Annotated in this window: 22 protein-coding genes; 7 read left to right on the top strand and 15 right to left on the bottom strand. The window is 44.9% G+C overall.

Annotation, left to right across the window (positions count from 1 at the left end; genetic code table 11):
- Positions 1–80 precede the first annotated feature (80 nt).
- Together ACO0KZ_RS16570 and ACO0KZ_RS16565 are read left to right on the top strand one after the other, a co-directional pair.
- Positions 81–452 (top strand): BlaI/MecI/CopY family transcriptional regulator, encoded by a 372-nt coding sequence (locus ACO0KZ_RS16570; RefSeq protein WP_422997201.1) that lies wholly within the window; start codon positions 81–83, stop codon positions 450–452.
- Positions 449–1,870 (top strand): M56 family metallopeptidase, encoded by a 1,422-nt coding sequence (locus ACO0KZ_RS16565; RefSeq protein WP_422997199.1) that lies wholly within the window; start codon positions 449–451, stop codon positions 1,868–1,870. Before ACO0KZ_RS16570 ends, ACO0KZ_RS16565 begins: the two co-directional genes overlap by 4 nt.
- A 190-nt stretch (positions 1,871–2,060) precedes the next feature.
- Here ACO0KZ_RS16565 and ACO0KZ_RS16560 read toward each other — a convergent pair whose 3' ends face one another.
- The 3 genes from ACO0KZ_RS16560 to ACO0KZ_RS16550 all read right to left on the bottom strand — a co-directional run bounded on the left by ACO0KZ_RS16560 (position 2,061) and on the right by ACO0KZ_RS16550 (position 4,340).
- Positions 2,061–2,552, bottom strand: a complete 492-nt coding sequence (locus ACO0KZ_RS16560; protein WP_422997197.1) for a GNAT family N-acetyltransferase — start codon at positions 2,550–2,552, stop codon at positions 2,061–2,063.
- A gap of 292 nt (positions 2,553–2,844) precedes the next feature.
- Positions 2,845–3,252, bottom strand: a complete 408-nt coding sequence (locus tag ACO0KZ_RS16555; protein ID WP_422997195.1) for an SRPBCC family protein — start codon at positions 3,250–3,252, stop codon at positions 2,845–2,847.
- A 188-nt stretch (positions 3,253–3,440) separates the two neighbouring features.
- Positions 3,441–4,340: a DMT family transporter gene (locus ACO0KZ_RS16550; RefSeq protein WP_422997193.1), complete on the bottom strand. Its 900-nt coding sequence runs from the start codon at positions 4,338–4,340 to the stop codon at positions 3,441–3,443.
- A 131-nt stretch (positions 4,341–4,471) separates the two neighbouring features.
- Here ACO0KZ_RS16550 and gcvA point away from each other — a divergent pair, with 131 nt between their 5' ends.
- Complete coding sequence (gcvA, locus tag ACO0KZ_RS16545) at positions 4,472–5,368, top strand: transcriptional regulator GcvA (protein ID WP_422997191.1); 897 nt, start codon at positions 4,472–4,474, stop codon at positions 5,366–5,368.
- 148 nt (positions 5,369–5,516) lie between these two features.
- On the opposite strand, the gene ACO0KZ_RS16540 is transcribed toward gcvA, so the two are convergent.
- From ACO0KZ_RS16540 to ACO0KZ_RS16525, 4 genes are all read right to left on the bottom strand, one after another.
- Positions 5,517–6,320, bottom strand: coding sequence for a LytR/AlgR family response regulator transcription factor (locus ACO0KZ_RS16540; RefSeq protein WP_422997189.1), 804 nt, complete (start codon positions 6,318–6,320; stop codon positions 5,517–5,519).
- A 30-nt stretch (positions 6,321–6,350) separates the two neighbouring features.
- Positions 6,351–7,319 (bottom strand): sensor histidine kinase, encoded by a 969-nt coding sequence (locus ACO0KZ_RS16535; RefSeq protein WP_422997187.1) that lies wholly within the window; start codon positions 7,317–7,319, stop codon positions 6,351–6,353.
- 444 nt (positions 7,320–7,763) lie between these two features.
- A complete protein-coding gene (locus ACO0KZ_RS16530) occupies positions 7,764–8,357 on the bottom strand; it encodes an HD domain-containing protein (protein ID WP_422997185.1) in 594 nt (197 codons plus the stop codon).
- 215 nt (positions 8,358–8,572) lie between these two features.
- Positions 8,573–9,304, bottom strand: coding sequence for a substrate-binding periplasmic protein (locus ACO0KZ_RS16525; RefSeq protein ID WP_422997183.1), 732 nt, complete (start codon positions 9,302–9,304; stop codon positions 8,573–8,575).
- Positions 9,305–9,620: 316 nt separating this feature from the next.
- Between ACO0KZ_RS16525 and ACO0KZ_RS16520 the strand changes: the two genes are divergently transcribed.
- Positions 9,621–10,235 carry a glutathione S-transferase family protein gene (locus ACO0KZ_RS16520; protein ID WP_422997181.1) on the top strand — a complete coding sequence of 205 codons (615 nt, stop codon included), beginning with the start codon at positions 9,621–9,623 and terminating at the stop codon, positions 10,233–10,235.
- A gap of 361 nt (positions 10,236–10,596) precedes the next feature.
- Here the strand turns inward: ACO0KZ_RS16520 and ACO0KZ_RS16515 are convergent, their stop codons facing one another.
- Entirely contained in the window at positions 10,597–11,352 is a 756-nt protein-coding gene (locus ACO0KZ_RS16515; protein WP_422997179.1) for a substrate-binding periplasmic protein, read from the bottom strand.
- A 503-nt stretch (positions 11,353–11,855) separates the two neighbouring features.
- Between ACO0KZ_RS16515 and ACO0KZ_RS16510 the strand changes: the two genes are divergently transcribed.
- Both ACO0KZ_RS16510 and ACO0KZ_RS16505 read left to right on the top strand, forming a co-directional pair.
- Complete coding sequence (locus ACO0KZ_RS16510; RefSeq protein ID WP_422997177.1) at positions 11,856–12,044, top strand: hypothetical protein; 189 nt, start codon at positions 11,856–11,858, stop codon at positions 12,042–12,044.
- The gene (locus tag ACO0KZ_RS16505; protein ID WP_422997175.1) at positions 12,019–12,276 is read left to right on the top strand and encodes a DUF6691 family protein; all 258 of its coding nucleotides are present in this window, start codon (positions 12,019–12,021) and stop codon (positions 12,274–12,276) included. The genes ACO0KZ_RS16510 and ACO0KZ_RS16505 overlap by 26 nt, the downstream gene beginning before the upstream one ends.
- A gap of 244 nt (positions 12,277–12,520) precedes the next feature.
- On the opposite strand, the gene ACO0KZ_RS16500 is transcribed toward ACO0KZ_RS16505, so the two are convergent.
- Entirely contained in the window at positions 12,521–13,000 is a 480-nt protein-coding gene (locus tag ACO0KZ_RS16500; protein WP_422997173.1) for a YciI family protein, read from the bottom strand.
- A 551-nt stretch (positions 13,001–13,551) separates the two neighbouring features.
- Between ACO0KZ_RS16500 and ACO0KZ_RS16495 the strand changes: the two genes are divergently transcribed.
- The gene (locus ACO0KZ_RS16495) at positions 13,552–14,886 is read left to right on the top strand and encodes an HD-GYP domain-containing protein (protein WP_422997171.1); all 1,335 of its coding nucleotides are present in this window, start codon (positions 13,552–13,554) and stop codon (positions 14,884–14,886) included.
- Positions 14,887–14,906: 20 nt separating this feature from the next.
- Here ACO0KZ_RS16495 and ACO0KZ_RS16490 read toward each other — a convergent pair whose 3' ends face one another.
- The 6 genes from ACO0KZ_RS16490 to ACO0KZ_RS16465 form a co-directional block, all read right to left on the bottom strand.
- The gene (locus ACO0KZ_RS16490; RefSeq protein ID WP_422997169.1) at positions 14,907–15,392 is read right to left on the bottom strand and encodes a DUF1579 domain-containing protein; all 486 of its coding nucleotides are present in this window, start codon (positions 15,390–15,392) and stop codon (positions 14,907–14,909) included.
- A 19-nt stretch (positions 15,393–15,411) separates the two neighbouring features.
- Positions 15,412–15,822, bottom strand: a complete 411-nt coding sequence (locus ACO0KZ_RS16485; protein ID WP_422997167.1) for a VOC family protein — start codon at positions 15,820–15,822, stop codon at positions 15,412–15,414.
- Positions 15,823–15,902: 80 nt separating this feature from the next.
- Complete coding sequence (locus ACO0KZ_RS16480) at positions 15,903–16,250, bottom strand: YciI family protein (RefSeq protein ID WP_422997165.1); 348 nt, start codon at positions 16,248–16,250, stop codon at positions 15,903–15,905.
- Between the two features lie 27 nt (positions 16,251–16,277).
- Positions 16,278–16,688 (bottom strand): VOC family protein, encoded by a 411-nt coding sequence (locus ACO0KZ_RS16475; RefSeq protein WP_422997163.1) that lies wholly within the window; start codon positions 16,686–16,688, stop codon positions 16,278–16,280.
- Positions 16,689–16,728: 40 nt separating this feature from the next.
- Positions 16,729–17,175 (bottom strand): SRPBCC family protein, encoded by a 447-nt coding sequence (locus ACO0KZ_RS16470; protein ID WP_422997161.1) that lies wholly within the window; start codon positions 17,173–17,175, stop codon positions 16,729–16,731.
- A gap of 403 nt (positions 17,176–17,578) precedes the next feature.
- The gene (locus ACO0KZ_RS16465) at positions 17,579–18,856 is read right to left on the bottom strand and encodes an RNA polymerase sigma factor (protein WP_422997159.1); all 1,278 of its coding nucleotides are present in this window, start codon (positions 18,854–18,856) and stop codon (positions 17,579–17,581) included.
- Positions 18,857–19,036: the final 180 nt, after the last annotated feature.

Genomic DNA, 19,036 nt, shown 5'->3' with positions numbered 1-19,036 from the left:
TTATTTGTTACGGAGGCTTTCGTAATTGGGTCGGTGAGACCAATTTGGAAAATGATTTGATAGAAAATGAGACTAGAGCAATGGCAAACCCCACGCAATCAGAACTAGAAATCCTCGCCATCCTGTGGCGCCTTGGTGAGAGCAAAATTCAGGCCGTCAATGATGAGCTGTGTAAGTTACGACCCGTCGGTTACACCACGACCTTAAAAACCATGCAAATCATGGAACAAAAAGGGCTGTTGGGACGCAAAAAGGATGGAAAGAGTCATATTTATTTTCCGCTTGAGCAGCAACATGAAACGCAGATGTCATTGGTTGATCGACTGTTACAAACCGCGTTTGGCGGATCAAAATCAAGCATGGTGATGCGCTTGTTTGAAGACAAAAAAGTGAGCAAACAAGAGCTAGCTGAGATCAAAGCCTATTTACAAAAGATTGAGTCTGAGAAATGAGTCAGCCTTTAATTGATTCCTCTAGATTTGTTGTGTTGTCCGACCTCTTTGGGGTAGACGCATTGCATGCTTTGACCTGGAGTCTGGTGCATTCCCTGTGGCAAGCTGGTTTAGTCAGTTTGTGCTTAGTAGCGTTCATCGGGCTCACAAAAAAAAGCCAGGCTGCTCTGCGCTATAAGATTTATGCCTTGGGCATCTTTTCCTGTTTTGCGCTCAATGTAGCGACTTTTTTTTCTTACTTTCAAAAGAGCGTGTTGACTCTGAGTTTCAGCACGCAGGGCAGAGTGGCAACTTACATACCCATCGCGCCAGAGACTAATTTGGTGGCCTTTTTTAGCAGCTATGTGAATCAGTACTTATCGCAAATCGTGTTTTGCTGGAGCCTTGGTTTCATACTGATTGGCGGCAAGAATACTTGGAACTGGTTTTTCGATCAGCGACACATAAAGCGCAAAATGACAATGTTGCCGGATCATTGGGAGAATCAATTTCTAAGCTTGGCTGACAGTATAGGGTTGCGCAGAATTGTCCGTTTTCGCTTGTCTGAAAAAAACACTGTGCCGTGTGTTCTGGGCTATTTCAAACCAGTCGTTTTGTTGCCAGCCAGTCTTCTGCTTGGTATGAGTCCACAACAAATTGAGGTCATTGTCCTGCATGAGCTAGCGCATATAAAGCGTCTTGACGTACTGCTGGCGAATTTGCAGAGCGTATTGAAAGCACTTTACTTCTTTAACCCTTTTGTATTCTGGATCAGCGCCAAGCTTGATCAGGAACGCGAAAATGCCTGCGACGACATCGCCGTTGGCATATGTAGTAATCCGCTGTTGTACGCCAAAACCTTACAACAATTTGCTGAAATGCACACGCATTTCTTAACCACCACCACTGCCTTTACTGGAAGGAAAAATATGTTACTGCCTAGAATACAAAGACTGTTTTCAACAGAAAAAAACTATGCGAACCGCGTTCATAGAACGATCAGCGCGGCACTGCTCTTAAGTATGGGAATCACGACTGCAGCGTATTCGTGGATACAAATCGGTAATAGCGATACAGTCAATTTGAGTGGGAAGAATTTGCCGCTCAAGCAGCTCCTGCAAAACGCAGAAAGTGCATGTCCTGGTAGTACAGCCAAAGTTAAATTACGTCAGCCTGATATGAACGTCAACGTTAATTTTTCTAATGTTGCTTGCGCTGATGTCGCTGCAGTTTTTGGTGATATGGAGGAACGATTTGGGATGAAGTTTACCGACGTTCAATTCGACGCAGCCTTGACGATTTTTAAGCAACAATGTCCTACGGTTTTTCGCAACGTCACACTAAAACATCCCACGGCTCTTTATAGTAGCAATATGATGGACGTGACATGTCTGGACATCTTGGGGGCAGTGGCGGAGTTTGATGCTAAGCTTAAATAGAGGATCGTTTATTGCATACAGATGCGTTGAATTGATATGGCTGAGGGTAAATGCTTTCACCGAAACGACCACGCATCTGTTTGCAATTGCAGTTTTTTTGTCTTCGCAAACCAACTAGTTTGTGTTGAAATTTTCTAGGCTCAGAGCGTCTTCAATTCGCACGTAACTGAAGATGTGCCATTTTTGTCCTTCATTTTGCTTGCTTGATCGCAATCCATTGCTGCACGGTTTCATTGTCATCGTCGATGCGAGTGCCAATATTCTTGAATCCCGCTTTCTTTACGGTTGCGATGGATGCGGTATTGGTAGGTAAAATTTCTGCCAGGACCTCAGTCGCACCATGCGCGAAGGCGAGTTCTAGTAAAGCAGTTAGCATGGCGCTGGCGATACCCTGACGCCTGAAGTCCGACGAAATACTGTAGCCAATTTCGACCCTGCCAGCTTGAGGTTCATGCTTGAATCCGCAGCTACCCACGATGACTTGGTCAGCATTTCTCGTAATAACGAAGGTACTGCACCAGAAAGCCGATTTTCCCGCTTGTAATTGAGTGAGCGCACGAACGGCAACGAAGTCGGGAGGTAGTGCACCTACCGCTGCACGTGAGGCAAATTCTGTTGGCATCTGCGACGCGGCGAGTATCAGCAATTGTTGATAGCTCAGTGGCTGTAGGGTGAATGACATTGGGGGGACTCTATGGTTCTCTTAATTTTTAGGCGAGAAGGAGGCTTTCTCATCGCGGTAAGACTATGATTCTGGCAAAAAAAGGCTTACTTTTTGATGCACCTTGATTTTGGACTTGGCTATCTTATTTCTACGTAAAAATACAGCCCTGAAAACGGCTACTGCCAAATCGCTACCAGGTATACCTCCAAGTGTCATTTCAAAGAGTCCTGCCATCGCATTGTCCTTCTCATCAAATATTGATAGCACGGTATGGATACGACAAACAGTCAATAAAACACCGGTCGTAAATTTATTGAGCAGTCTCTACGTAACGAGTAAAACGATTCAAAATCGCTTGCCAACCTTGCTGCTGCTGTTCAATGGAAGAAGTGCTTTCAGCATCAAAAGCGACTGTCACTTTTACGCCTGCAGGCGTGTTCGAAAAGTTTATCGTCGCCTTGCGATCGCCGAAGCTATATTCGATTAATTCGTGCTCGACTATTTTGGTGAACGTGCCGGCAAAATCGAATCCCATGCTGCCATCTTTAGCTTCCATACGAGAAGAAAAAGTACCGCCTTCACGCAAGTCTACGGTAGATGCCGTTGTGTGCCAGTCATCTGATGCCGCATTCCACTGCTTAATCGCCTCAGGAGTATTGTAGAGCGACCAGACTTTTGCTATAGGGGCCTTGACGGTTGTTTCGACGGTGATATTCATGCGCTATTCTCCTTTTGTAGCTTGATTTTCAATAAGTTTAACATCACCGACAAAAAATCCAATTCTTAAATATACGTGCGCTCGAGGTGCGAAATTAGACAAGGTACATCATAAGTCAAGGCTCGAGTTGAAAAAATAAGGGGATGCAAAAATGCATCCCCTCCTTGTATTCGGTTTATGAACTGAATTTATCGACTCAATGCCCGGTTCAAAAACGCAGGTTTTTTCAATACGCCTAAGGACATCGCCGTCGCCATTAAGACGATCAGAATACCCGTGATGATGCCTGGTGTGATCGGCTCATCCAGTAATAGCCATGCCCAGACAGACGCGGTAGCGGGAATCAGGAATGTGACTGTCACTGCTTTGCTCGCGCCCTCAGTTGAGATCAAATGGAAGAACAGGGCATACGCTATACCCGTACAGACGATGCCCAAGATCACGACGGACAGTAGTGCGCTCGATGTACCGTATTCAATAGCGTGCGGGACAGAAGGTAGCGCAAAAGGCAGGAGCGCGAGTGCAGCGGCAAACTGGCTGCCTGCTGCTGTCGCCAGCGAAGGGATCTCTTTGGCATACATACGCGTGTAGGTCGCTGCAAAGCCATAATTTACCGATGCGCCCATGCCCGCCAAAACACCTGCTATCACAAGCGGCGTTACGGCAACTGGGCCAATACCGACCAACACCGCTACGCCAAATAGACCCATGATAAATGCCCCAATACGCAACCAACTTAATCGTTCGCCTAGCATGATGAAACCAAAGACTGCCGTAAATATTGGCGCGAGAGAATTCATGGTTGCCATGTATGCTGATGGAATGTGTAAAGCTGACCAGGCAAACAAACTAAAAGGAATAGCTGTGTTACCAAGACCAATGATTAAATAAGTTTTGGCATTTTTTTTCCAATGAAATTCAATACCGCGATGACGTGCGAAAAGATAAATCGCTAAGGCACCCAAGCTGGCTCGGCCAAATGTGGTTAAAAAAGGACCAAACACGGGAGACGCTATGCGCATTAACATAAAGCTGGTGCCCCAGATTAGCGCTAGCAGCAAAAGTCGAATCAGATTGGAGGTAGACATGGCAGTTTCTTTGTTAAGGTAGGAATAGGGCTAACGAGAGAGGAATATCAAAGCAGCATGCTAGTCTCCACGATCGAAAAAAGCGAACGATACTTATTGACAGTCACTGTAAGAAAAACTAACAATACAGGATGTTACCAACTTCTCTCAATTCCCTCGCTACCTTTGAAGTCGCGGCGCGCCATAAAAGTTATTCCTTGGCGGCTGCCGAATTGCATATTACGCACAGTGCTATCAGTCAGCAAATGCGTTTATTAGAAGAATCGCTGGGTGTCGCCTTGTTTGAGCGTAAAGGTCGCCAAATGCAATTGACTGCCGAAGGCGTGCAATTACTCAAGCAAATACAGCCGGCTTTACGCCAAATCACTCGCGCTTTGGCACAGGTCAAAACAGAGAAGCGCGTACCGGCTATCCGTGTCGCGACTTTACAATCGTTCGCAACATTTTGGTTACTGCCGCGCCTTGGTAAATTCCAGGCGGCCTATCCTGATTTAGCCATTCATATTCAAGCGGCTATTGGTTTAGTGAATTTGGATAAGACCAAGACCGATATCGCAATACGTTTTGGTTTGGGCAAATGGGATGATTACAACGCCGAGAAACTGTTGGAGGATCAACTTTATCCTGTTTGTAGCCCGGATTTTAATGCCGGAAAATTTCCTGACTATCCTAGTCAATTGGGAAACTACCGCATCTTATCTGTGGAAAATGGCCGCGAGTGGCAAAACTGGAGTCAGCTAGCTGGTGTCGATATTAGTCTTTTTAAACACGAAACCCATCACAGCGACAGCAATCTGATGTTAACGGCAGCCAAGGCAGGGCAGGGTATAGCGGTTGCGCGTCATAGTTTGGTCGCTGGTGAAATTGCGGCAGGCAATCTGGTCCGCCTGTTTGACCTGATCGCAGCTTCTGATTACAACTACTATTTGGTAACACCAAAAGATCTGAAAAAAAACCAAGCCTTACAGGCATTCGAAGCGTGGTTGAAAAAAGAGGCAATAGAATTTGGAAAAACTTCGCCTGAGTAATCGCTTGCCAACCATGACCTGCACTATTTTCGTAGTGATTGACGTCAACTTTGTTAAGGTTCAAATCATTGGTTTTTTTCGGCGAATCGCGTGATCCAAACTTAGACGCTTACCTTATGTGCTTAAGATAAGCATCGATTATCAAGCGTTAAGTCGATTCTTTAAATAGGTAGCCGAAACTTCGGCTCACCGTCAATCGCTCGGCGCAGTCTTTAAGACAAACTTGTAATCGTTCGCTGTCGATCTTCTCCGCAGCTTCGATGGCATGCGCATTGACGATCGTACCACGGTGAATTTGCCAAAAAATTTCTGGGTCTAGCATATCGACCAAATCTTTGAGCGGTGTACGAATATAGGCTTCTACTTCTTTTGTCACGACTCGCGTGTACTTGGTATCCGATTGTAAGAACAAGATATCGCTCAAGTGAATCAGGCGAATTTGTTTGCCGACACTGGCTCTAATCCACTTCGGAGCAGTTTTCTTCTCGTTGACGTTGGCGATCGAATTGAGAGCGGCTGCATGCAGGTCGCGTTCGCTATTTCCCGACGATTGCGTTGTCGCCTTGCCTGAGGTGTTGAATCTGTCGATTAAACGTTTGACGGTTTGTTCCAATCGTTCCAAAGTGACTGGTTTGAGCAGGTAATCTAAGGCTGCATGTTCAAAGGCTTGCAGTGCATGTTGATCATATGCAGTGACAAACACAATGTGTGAGCGTCCGCGAATGCGCTCTGCGACAGCGAGCCCGCTCATTCCCGGCATTTGTATGTCAAGAAACACGACATCTGGTTCGTGTTCTAGCCAAAGGTCCCAAGCATCATTACCGTTTTCCGCAATGGCGACGATTTGCGCCTGTGGGTAGCATTGTTTTAATTGGGATATTAGACGCTCGCGCATCATGTCTTCATCTTCAGCTATCAGGATTTTGATGGCGGGGTGGGGTAGTTCAGTCATAGCGTTTATTGTTGTATTGATGAGTCCGAGTTACACCGGGAGTACTAAGCGGGCAATGACACCACGAGTTTCATTTTCTTCGAGCTCCAGTTTTGCCTTGTCTGGATAGGTAAGAGACAGGCGATTACGAATATGATCTAGTCCCAAACCGTGCCCGATTTGCTCACCAAATCCTACGCCTGTGTCGCTCACAGTAATTATCACATGTTCGTTGACTCGATTTGCTGCGATGCGTATATGACCGCCATCGATCGCTGGTTCGATACCATGTTTAATTGCATTTTCGACTAAGGTAAGCAAAAGTGCAGAGGGAAGGCGAAATCTTTGTAACTCAGGTGGACAATCAATCTCATAGCTTAGTCTGCGAGGTAGACGTTTCTGCATAATTTTGAGATAAGCCTCACAAGTTTTGCAATCATCTTGGAGTGAAATCGTGTCGGCCCGTAGGCTTTCTAGCGTTGCCCGTAAAAATTGAATCAGGTCTGCAGTTAATGCCGCTGCTTGTGGCGCCGTGGGTTCAGCTAAATGTTGAACTAGTCCTAAGGTGTTGAACAAAAAATGTGGTTCAATTTGCGCTTTGAGCAATTGTAAAGTACTCGTAATCTCTAATTGATTCGCTCGTTCACGTTCTGCATCATGGCGGGCAATTGTCTGGGCAATCGCTCGTTTTAGCAAGAAATTGTGTGACAGGAACCATGCTATCGCTAATAGGCTAAGCAGCAATTGTTGAGACATACGCCATGACTCAAATTTTGTATCGTCGTCGTTTCCAGCCCAATTCCAGCCTTCGATAAAGCCACTAACAAAGTCACCTAAGCTAGAAATAAGATAAGTGCAGCCTAAGGCAAACATGAGCGCCAGCGCAATCCGCAACAGGCTTTGACTTAGCCATTGTGGAGATGTGGATTGGTTTTGACTAGGGAGATCTATCCCAAATAATATATAGCCTAGGCGAAACAGTCGTTCACGTTTGCTTTCTAAGGGAATACTCGTATTCATTTGTGTTTGCTCCTATATAAGGTTTGAATGCTTATGCAACGATTTGTGTAACAGTGACGCTAGTGAGCGTAGGCCAAAGTATCGTCGCAACTACCAAAAGGAAAAATCATGATCTGACGAATGAAGCAATAGAGGGTATGAGTGAAGGACTAGTGTTTTTTGCCTGTCCGCTTGTAACTTCCGCTGTAAGGCTTCGTGTGTTTTCTATGTTGTTAAATGGTGACCATTGTCGCCTGAAGTGAGGCTAAACAATAATTCGAATGAGGACAGAGCTAGTCTAATTTTTTGATTTGTCTTTTTGCAAGGGCTTTCATACTGGGACGGAGCTAGTGCAAATAATTAGTTTTTTAATAGATCAGTTTATTTTAACCGGTGGTTGTCTGGCGAAACCTGATGTGTCAAGAAACGACTCTATTTCCATTAGACGCAAATCACTCGTGTATTTTATTCCGTTCTCAGCCAACCTTTATCAGTAGCGATATCAATTTGCGCTAATGCGTAGTTCCAAAGTTTCGGGGCTGACGTTGCTAGGTATTGATTGCGTTGTATCACTTGATGCTTGAATACTTTGTTTTGCGCCCAGCTACCGCCTTCGTTTTGCATGTTTTGAATTAACGGAAGTATGCGATCTATGGCTTTCGCAAACTGCGCATCGGGTGTCTCGGCTTGTTCAAATTCATGCCAAAGCGAGGCAATTTTGTGTCGCTGTGATTCTGGCAGCAGACCAAAAATACGATCAGCTGCAGCGATCTCCTTGCCTGCTTGTTCACCTAGTACAGAATGATGATCAAACGCGAAAGTATCGCCCGCGTCTATCTCCACAATATCGTGAATCAACAACATCAAGCTTACGCGAGAGATGTCGACTGCTTCATTCGCATAAGGCGCCAAGACATGTGCCGTCAACGAAATATGCCAGCTATGCTCAGCACTATTTTCGTAGCGATTGTTATCCGTCTTGATCAGCGCTTTACGATATACCGCTTTGAGTTTGTCGAGTTCGAGGATGAAATCGATTTGTTGGGAGAGTTCTTGCATTGATTTTCTTAAAAAAATGGGTGAAGTGAATGCGGCGTGATCGCGTCCACTAAGTAAAGTAAGTAAGATTGAGATCTGATGCTCAATCAGATTTTTACGCAGAAATGTTGAATATTGTGCGCGTGCATTTTGTGTGATGTGGACTTTAACGAGTTCTTTGAAACAAGGTATGAAATAGAAAAGAACTTGATCGTACTGCGCACACCCAGAATGCCCTAGTACTTATTCTCGATACTCTTGAAACTACCATCGGCCTTCATTTCGCGTAAATTTTTTTTGAGCAATCCGATAGTTCGGTTGGACATCTTAGGATTACAGGCCAAGTAGTAATCGGAGCTTGAATAATTGAACAACCATACGACTTTATCTTTGAGATTGTTTTCTGCGATGATCTTTTTGCCGTGGGTATCTGCAGCGGTCGCATAGTCGATCCGGCCGAAGGCGACATTCTTGAATGTCGTGACGGATTCCGTTGATGTCACCATCTTGAAGCCCTTGTCAGCCAGGTAAGAGAGTGCTACTTGTCCTTCCTCGGTTCCAATACTTGATTGTTTAATGTCTCTGAGATTGGTCACTTTGTTTAATTTGTCAGGACTTCCGAAGACCGCCCAATTGCCTGTAATAATTGGTCCTATCCAATGAAAAGACGATTCTCTCTCTTTGGTTCGTGACGTGGAAAAGACACAAGTATCAGCATTGTTACGCGCCAATTCAAATGCTCTGTTCCAGCTCATCATATTCATTTGATATACGAGTTTGCTTCGTTTGAATAATTCATGAATTTTGTCAGCCGACGCACCATAGACCGCACCATCTTTGTCAGAAATACTGAAAGGATAGTAATGTTCAGTCGTAACAATGATTGTGTCTTGTTTCGTTTGCGCTGTGCTTAAACCGCACAATGTTGACGACAGCAAAAAACACAAACTGAGTAATGGAGTTTTCAAGAGCGATGTCAATCTCAAGTTAGAAAAACTAATTGTGCGTTAAGTAGCGATAAGAAGACGCGCTAAATATCGCTTAAGCAATGGCTAAACAATGACCAAGCAAAGGTCGAATACGGATATCACAAAATAAAATGCTGTAATAGATCCAAGAATAGTTCAAGCAACGAAGGCGGTCAACTACTGTTCTGGACTTGTTCACTTTGTCATAGTGTCGACACTTCACACTTGATCTTTAGATAGTGTACTGAGTTTTCGCCACACCCAAACGGCACAAATGATTACAATAGGAGAGTGACGATTTGACTTAAGGATTTCTATGATTAAGCTCTATGGCAATACTGACTCGGGTCACTCCTACAAAGTACGTAATTTTTTATTGCTCGGCGGTCTGCCGCATGAATATTGCTGGATCGACTTATCTTTACCTAAGAATCAGCGACCAGCCGACTTTATACAAGCGAGTCAATTTGGCGAAGTACCCGTCTTAGTCTATCAAGATCAATCTTACTGCCAATCAAATGCAATATTGATTTATTTATCACAGAAGACGCGTCGTTTTTGCGGAAAAACACCGCAAGAATGGCAGCAAATTCTTGAATGGTTGTGTTGGGAGAGTGATCGTATTGGCTCTAGCCTGCCTAACCTGCGTTCCTCTCTACATTTTGATAAACAGCCACCTATCGTTTTGAACTACCTAAGTGAGCGCATGGGCAGTGACTTAATGTGTCTAGAAAAATTTTTAGCTGGTCGAGACTATTTGGTGGGTAATCAAATGACTATCGCCGACATTAGCTGCTCAGCGTATTTATTTTGGCTAGATCATGTAGGAATTCATGAGCATCATTACCCGCACATTCAAGCATGGTTGGATCGTATGCGTGCACATCCGAATTGGTTGCATCCCGATAAAGTCCTAGTCAAGTCGTCCTGAAACGCCCAATTTTTAAGCTTTTTAATAAATGAGGCACTCAAACCTCGTTTTTCGATACCGCCTTCAGTTTGTCGAATTCAAGGATAAATCGGTTTGATGGGAAAGCGCTTGTATCGATCTTTTGAAAAATTAGTGAAGCGAATGCGACATGAGCGCGCCCTCAACATCATGTCAGTAAGATTACGATGCTAAGAAGAAGATGTTTCGCGCCAGCAGATGCTGGTGCAGGAATGCTGATCAATGTGCGTGCGCACTTTGTGTGATTGGGATTTTTACGGGTTTTAAACTACGTCATGGCAAGACGCGATGGGTCTTGTGACACCATTTGTGCTGAGACGACGGTAATAAATATTTGTATTTATCATTTATATTTATTGTCGATATTTTTGAACGTCCCATCTGCTTTCATATCTCGTAGTTTCAAATTCAACTGCGATATCGTCTCTACATTCATTTTTAAATTGCAGGCTAAGTAATAATCCGAAGTTTGGTAATTAAATAGCCAAATGACTTTGTCTTCCAGATGATTGTCCATGATAATTTTTTTACCATGTATGTCTCCAGCTGTTGCATAGTCAATTCGACCCCACGCTACGTTCTTAAAGGTAGTCGCAGTTTCGATAGAAGTTACCATACGAAAGCCTTTTCCAGAGAGGTAGGGTACCGATACATTACCAACTTCCGTTCCAATACTTGATCGTTTGATGTCCTCAAGTCGAGTGATTTTTCCAAGCTTATCGGGGCTCCCAAAAACCGCCCAATTACCAGTGGCGATCGGTCCTATCCAATGGAACCAGGATTCGCGTTCTTTTATCCGTGCCGTTGAAAATACGCAAGTATCAGAATTATTCCGTGCCAACTCGAAAGCCCGGTTCCAGCTCATCATTTTTATCTGATAGGGAATTTGACTACGTTTGAATAACTCGTGCACCTTATCGGCAGATTGACCATAGATAGCGTCGCCTTCTTTATCAGAAGCATTCAGAGGATAAAGGTATTCTGTCGTGATGGTAATGGAACTCGGTTTTGTTTGAGCTTCGGATGCACTAGAGAAAGCGGAAGCAAGCACAATCCACATGAGGAAAACTGTGGTGTTAAAGTGCTTTTTTCGTATCATTTTATATTGCCAAAGTCGGTTTGAAATGAACAAGTGATCAGTGATCAGTGGTTTCATTCATGATAATGGTATTGCTCCATGTCATTTTATGTGTTTAGGATAATTGAAGCTGATAGGTAGGTCAAACGATGTGCTGTTGTTTTTGGGTTTTTGAAGACCTTAGCTTGGAAAGAGATGTAAATTGTTTTTGCTTTCCGACAGTCGGTCGGTATTCACATAGTAGACGGTAGGGCATTTCTGCCATCTGTAATTGATGCCCCATTTTATTGAATACCTCTATAAGGGTTTTCTAGATTTTTAGGGTTTCGATATATACTTTTTTGCTAAGTTCAACGCTTATTGTGCGGCAAAAGAAATGCCGTCAACACTCGCCAAGCAGGATGTCTTTTGTTCGGAATCTTTCCATCAAGATTCACGATGGTCGTAGACGATGAACTACAGAATTCGCATCCTCGTATCGTTTTCAAAATCGAATTAGACTAGTATTTTTCGGAGGGCAAACGATGTATATCGCATGGGAAAAATTTACGCCTTTCACCGCAATTGGCGGTGGCTTACTTATCGGTTTGGCTGCTATCGTTTTGATGGCGGGAATCGGTGGAATTGCCGGCGTCACTGGCATACTTGCTGGCGCGATGATAGGATTGATTGCTGCAAAAAGTCGGAATGCTTATAGCGTTCAATATTGGTAGTTTATTGTTCGGAATTGGTTGGGGAATCGCAGGAATCTGTCCGGGCCCAAGTATTGTTTTATTGGGAATGGGGATCACTAAGGGCGGGACATTTGTTGTCATGATGTGCTGTGGAATGTGGCTGGCAGATCGCCGTACGGAGGCCATTGAAGGCACCAATAAAAGCTTCATCGATCGCATTTGGGTGCCATTCAATCGTTTACCCATTCACTACAGGGTAAGAGTGTCATGAGGTAGTTATTGTTACTCGCACTCATCCATAGCGGTAGAGCAAGCGGAGAAATTTATCGCGTCGTAAACAGGGCTCAATTGATTAACGAAAAGAATGGGCATAGAAGGAATTTGATCACGCACCCGATCTAAGGTCAAAACGTCTCTAGAGATGCAAGTAATCTGAGTATAAACAGGTTGTGGGACGCAATGAATTACGCTTGCGTCCTTAACTTCACTTTAGACAGAAGACGAATAGCGAGGGGTCACTCCTTCTTGCCATATTTGTTCGTAATAAAACTCACGCCAAAAGGCCTGACTTGTGCTTGGAATACGTAAGACTTTACTGCGGGATCAGCCTTAGCAATTTGTTGGGCTTGTTCTAGCGATTCTGCTTCGAAAATGATGACGGCTGCATTATCCCAATAATCTCCCTCCATGCCACCTGCGAGTACTGCTTTTCCTTCGCCAAGTTGTTTGGCCCAATATTCGCCATGCGCTGCGAGCGCTGCATTCGCTTCTTTATCATCAGGCCACTTACCACTGTCTTTCCAGCGTAGAAATAGGTCGTGACGCAAGCGTAGCAAGACAATAAAAGCATTGATTCTTTGTTTATTACCTTTTGCATACACCATTGAATTGTCGGTTTTAGCTCCTTGCTGTGACCAAGCCGGTTTGATATTTGCAAAATTCAGTAGGGACAAACAGATAGTGCAGATCACTAAACTAATTCTTTGATTTGACATACGAGCTCTTTCGTTCGTTGAGTATTAGCTAATGTGTGACAGAATTTCTATTGGCCTCCCTTGCAGATAAAGCCAGAGGCCTTCCTAGATTAGATATAAGCGGCTTTATTGTAAAGTCTCCTGTTCTGTTTTGAGAAAGGCATCGTACTTCGATTAAAACAGAGCTTTGCGTCGCACCGCAAACGCTGAAAAGAGCGTTAGAAGAGCGTTAGCTGTGAGTGTAAGAGTGAGCCTAGCCTTCGATCACCAAGTGCACGTCATGCTCAAATCCCTTGGGTAGAGATCCAAAATTGAAAAACAGTAATCGCGCCAGGTGTTTAGGATTTAATTTGAGGTCTTAGGTGCACTATCAAACGTCGTTTTAACCAGAGGCTAATGCGAAGAAACAAAGACTGAGTTAATATGAAAGCACTGTTATCGCTTTGTTGATTTTTGATCGGTTTTACGCTCGCAGGACCCATTGGCACCCTACATTGATCAGACCAATGCTCAATCTTGCGACTACATAGTAATTTAGTCTGTCAGTCACTTCATCCAGCGAAACGACCATCATGCCAAAAGATTTAGAACGCATCGAAATCAACCAAGTCAAAATTGGGATGTTTATCAAACTCAATCTCAATTGGTTTGAACATTCGTTTTCTATGAACGCGTTCAAAATTGTGAATCAACGCGAGTTGAATGAACTAAAGGCATTGGGCCTAACGCATATCGATTACGTTCCTTCCAAGTCGGATGTGAAGGCAGAAAAAATAGAAAAATCAGATCCAAACACAAGTAGCGCTCAGGTTGCTGCAACCGTAGTTGGAACCACTCAAGCTCTGAATGACACACCATCAATTTTTGGAGACATCAAGGACGCCAAACTCGCCCGTGCGAAAAGGATGGATCAACAAAAACAAGAATTGGCAAAAGTTGAGGCAAAATTTGTCAATGCTACCAACGTCATGAAAGACATTAATAACTTAATCTTTTCTAAGCCTGAACAGGTGTTGAAGGAAGCAGCCAAACTGGTCGATAGCATTGCAGAAGTGTTCGACGAACAAGACTACACTTATATGTACTTGATCCAACAAGCTGGTATCAAAGAAGATGTCTATTTCCACTCGCTCAATGTCTCTATCCTAGCGATGACGCTGGCACATGAAATGAATTGCACCCCAGCTCAAATCAGAGAAGTTGGTTTGGCCGGAATGTTTCATGATCTTGGCAAAATCAATATTCCCAAAAAAATTACTAACAGCAAGGAGCCATTGAATAAGGCCGAGCAACACTTCTTTGAAATGCATCCCTTGTATGGCGTCGACATCGGCAAAAAGGCTGGCTTATCAAAATTGGTGTTACATGTGATTGATCATCATCACGAATTTCTTGATGGTTCTGGCTACCCTAAAGGCTTGAAAGGAGACTCTATTACGATGCCGGTGCGGATAGTGTCCATCGCCAATGTCTATGACAACTTGTGCAATCACATTGATGTCAAGCAGTCACTGACACCGCATGAAGCGATTTCTAGTATGTACCTACGTCGGAGTTCACAGTTTGATAGTGCCATCATGGCTACCATGGTAAAAAGCCTGGGAATTTATCCACCTGGGACCATCGTGCAGTTATCAAATGGTGCGATCGGCTTGGTCGTGAGTATTAACATTGGCGAATCCATGCGTCCTAATGTTTTGGTCTATGACGCAGATACCCCAAAAGACAAGGCAATCGTCCTGGATTTATCGGAGGAAAGCGAAGATATTTATATCTCCGGAAGTATGCGCCCAAGCACTTTATCCAGTGAAGTGTTTGACTATCTCAATCCACGTGAACGAATCAATTATTATGCTGCGCCGCATAAATCTTCCGGTGTTGGTCAAACAGAACCAGTCAAAAAATGAGTGGTCGCCTGTTATGTCGACTATTCACGGCGATAATGCGCGCACATGAACTGGTGCCAAGTGCCATCTTCACTTTGCATGCGCGAAGTGAGCGTGCGGTGATCGGGCGTGATGAATTCGATGATGTCCTGATACTTCGATATCGTGCCATCACCAGCGAAGCTTGGTCCTTCAGAGTCGAGTGTAAGAATTTTTGTTGACGCATCGACGGTGCCAAGGTAAGGCCATAAATGTGTCATGACTGATGCGACATAAGTTCCAACATAGCGCTTAGATTGCGGATCGTATCCCATTGTCATGATGGAATCCCATGAGCCACCGTCTGGCGACTTACCAGTGCCTTCGCAAATGACCCAAAAATTTCCTAATTGACGAACTGCTTCTGTGCCCGTGGTTTTCATAGGCGGTTGATCGGGACCCATAATGCATTCGGATTCAACCGTCCACTCACCGATGAGTTGATGTAGCCAAAGATGTTCTGCTTGTGGTTCTGGAATTTGCATCATTTTTCTCCTTTAGTGGTGATTATTGTGCCGACGGAATCGCCGACATATCCATCCAAACGGCGCCCCAAATATGACCATCGGGATCAGCGAAATCGCGACCATACATGAAGCCATGATCTTGTACTGGGTTGATATCGGCAGTGCCGCCTTTGACCAATGCGATATTATTCATTGCATCAACTTCGTCGCGTGATTCACAGGATATATTCAATGCGACTTCGCTCGATGTGCTTGGTGGAATTGGACGTGTTGTGAAGCTGCTCCATTTTTCATGCGTCAATAACATCACGCTGATGGTCTCGCTCCATTCCATTAATGCCGCACTCTCGTCGCCACATTGTGGATTGAATTTGAAACCGAGCTCTGTATAAAATGCCTTGGAAACATCGATATCTTTGACGGGTAAACTAATGGTGATGGTCCTTGCCATGATTCTTCCTTGCTAATTTGTGTTAGGTGGGTAAGCGACCTGATTCTTCGCCTTGTCAGTCGCTTTGACTAAGCTGCCATTTATGTTGTGGCCGCGCCTAAATCCAACTCACGCACTGGTCGCACTTCGATACTGCCGAACTTCGCTGGTGGAATTTTCGCAGCCCAGTTAATCGCTTCGTTGAGATCCTTGGCATCGATCAAATAGAACCCTGCCAATTGCTCCTTGGTTTCGGCGAATGGTCCGTCAGTCATCGACATTTGCCCATTGCGCACACGCACTGTTGTCGCAGTTTGTATCGGGTGCAGTGGTTCTGCGGCGAGCATGTGACCGCTTTGTGCTAATTGCTCGGCAAATGCAAAGCAAGTGGTATCAGGGCAGGCGTTCCAGTTTTCTTCTGATAGATAGACGAGGCAGAGATATTTCATAGCAAGATTCCTTATCAAGTATGGCGTTTAGGCACTAGCCAATGCCGCTGGGTCCATCCAAAAAATCTCCCACACGTGACCATCTGGATCCTGTACCGAACGACTAAACATGAAGCCGAGATCTTGTGGCGGATTTGGGTCTGCCATTCCACCTGCCGCGACTGCACGATCAAGAGTTGCATTGACTTCGTCCCGACTATCGAAAGTTAATGCGAATAGACCGGCGCTGGTGGAACGCGCATCGGCAATCGGCCTAGCTGTAAAAGAACTGTATTTGGCATGTGTTAGCAGCATCACGTGGATGGCTTCAGATAGCACCATACAAGCCGCCGTGTCGTCTGAAAACTGTGGGTTTCTACTACCGCCTATCGCAGCGTAGAAAGCAATCGAATTAGTGAGGTCGGTGACCGGCAAATTCACGAAAATCATTTTTGGCATAGCGTTTCCTTAAAGTGAGGAATGAACTAAATTCTGATGCTTATCCAGCGATTTCTGGTTCAACCAGCTTCGCCAATTGTTCTAGAGATTCTTGCCATCCCAAATAACACATCTCGACAGGTATGACTTCGGGAATACCGGTTTGGCTCACATTCAATTCCGTACCGCAAGCGACCGCTTTGAGTGATACAGTCACGAGCAATTCTCCTGGTAGATTGGGGTCTTCAAATTTGTCCGTATAGCGCAGCAATTGACCAGGGATTAGTTCCAAATATTCCCCACCAAACGCATGTGAATCCCCAGTCGAAAAATTCTCGAACGACATACGGAAAGTGCCGCCGACTTTGGCGTCCATGTGGTGGACGGTGCAGGTAAAGCCATACGGTGGAATCCACTTAGCCATCGCAGCTTTGTCTAAAAACGCACGATAAACCTTGTCTGGGTTTGCTTTGAGAACGCGGTGAAGTTGGACGGTGCCAGTTGCCATCTAAATATCTCCTTTTAATTGATGTATGAGTTCGGGATCAATGCGATTACGGTCATAACTTGCGTGGCATCCAACTCCCAATCTAATACTAGTCGAATGGCAGAATCTTAAATCGACACCAGATCAAAAAAATATTGTGACTATTTAGTCCCAATGACAAGACTAGTTTGAGTCAATCAAAATCGCTTAAGTCGTCATTCCGGACTTGATCCGGAATCCAGTTTCACAGGCTTAAAGGTGAATTCTGGATGCCGGATCAAGTCCGGCATGACGTAAAAGGGTTTTAATTTTGCTAAAAGAGTCATCGCTTCACAACAGCTGCATTGCTACAAAATATTTTGAATTATTTTCTCAATAGGTCGTAAGGTTTTTGAGTTCTCTATTATTACACTCTAAGTTATTGCTAATTCTCCGCCAAAAGGCCACGCATTTCGGCAATGCGTTTCTGCAAAAACCTCTGCTCAGCGCCTTGTTTGGTCAAAGCTAAAGCTTGTTCATAAGCAAATTGTGCCTCCTGATAACGAGTCAAACGGCGATACATGTCGGCTTGTGCTGCGTGTGCTAAGTGATATTTTTGCAGTGATTCTTCTTGTAAAAGATAGTTCACCAACGCCAGACCTGCCACTGGGCCGTCGCGCATCGCAATTGCCACCGCACGATTGAGTGCAACAATAGCACTGGGCTCCAAACGAAATAGGGCATCGTATAAACCGATGATTTGCAGCCAATCGGTGTCCGCACTTGTCGGAGCCTCTGCGTGCACAGCAGAGATCGCGGCTTGCAGACTGTATGCGCCGAATTGCCTTGTGCGTAGCGCTTGTTCAGCCAAGGCACATCCCTCGGCGATCAATTCGGCATTCCACAAACGGCGATCTTGTTCATCAAGTGGAACCAGATCATTCTGCAGATTGACGCGCGCAGCGCGGCGCGATTCATGCAACAACATCAGTGCCAATAGACCCATAATTTCAGCTTGGTCGGGCAGTAATTCATGCAACAAACGCGCCAAGCGAATCGCTTCATTCGATAGATCACCACGCGTGAGCATATCGCCACTCGATGCAGAGTAACCTTCATTGAACACCAAATAAATCACGCGCAAGACGCTGCTCAGTCGCGCAGGAAGTTCCGCTGCATCCGGCACTTGATAGGGAATCCGAGCATCGCGAATCTTGCTCTTGGCACGCACGATGCGTTGTGCCAAAGTAGGCGCAGGCAGCAGGAACGCACTCGCAATTTCTTCGGTGGTCAAGCCGCAGACCTCGCGCAGCGTCAGCGCGACTTGCGCATCAAATGCGAGACTAGGGTGGCAACAGGTAAAAACCAGACGCAGCGTATCGTCTTCCAACATCTGCTGCTCTTGTAACTCATCCCAGGCGAGCGCACCGTCTGCAATACTTTCCACCTCCTCAGTAGCTTCATCCCAAGCGGTAAAACGTTGATTGCGTCGTATGCCGTCAATAGCCTTAAAGCGCCCAGCGGAGACTAACCATGCATGCGGGTTAGATGGAATGCCTTGCGTTGGCCATTTCTCGATGGCGGCTCTAAACGCCTCGTGCAGCGCTTCCTCCGCTAGATCAAAGTTACCGAGTAGACGTACCAAAGTCGCAAAGAGTTGCCGCGACGATAGTCGATAGAGTTGGTCGATCGTCAAAACGATGTCTTGATCGGTAGTGTGCATTCGACTGGAGTGCTAGATAAATTAAATAGATATTATCTGCGTAAGTGAGTTTAAATTGTGAAATTAAGTTGTAGTGCGTAGGGTGGACACGGCATCATCGTGCCCACGCGTTACGGTCATTTAAGGTGATAAATGAAAGATATAGAAGATTTTGCGACGACGATTACAAAATCCAATATG

It is taken from the genome of Undibacterium sp. Di24W (genome assembly GCF_049340325.1).
In the GTDB taxonomy this organism is placed as follows: domain Bacteria; phylum Pseudomonadota; class Gammaproteobacteria; order Burkholderiales; family Burkholderiaceae_D; genus Undibacterium.
Note: the sequence above shows the minus strand (reverse complement) of the source record. Positions and strands in the feature narration are given on the sequence as shown.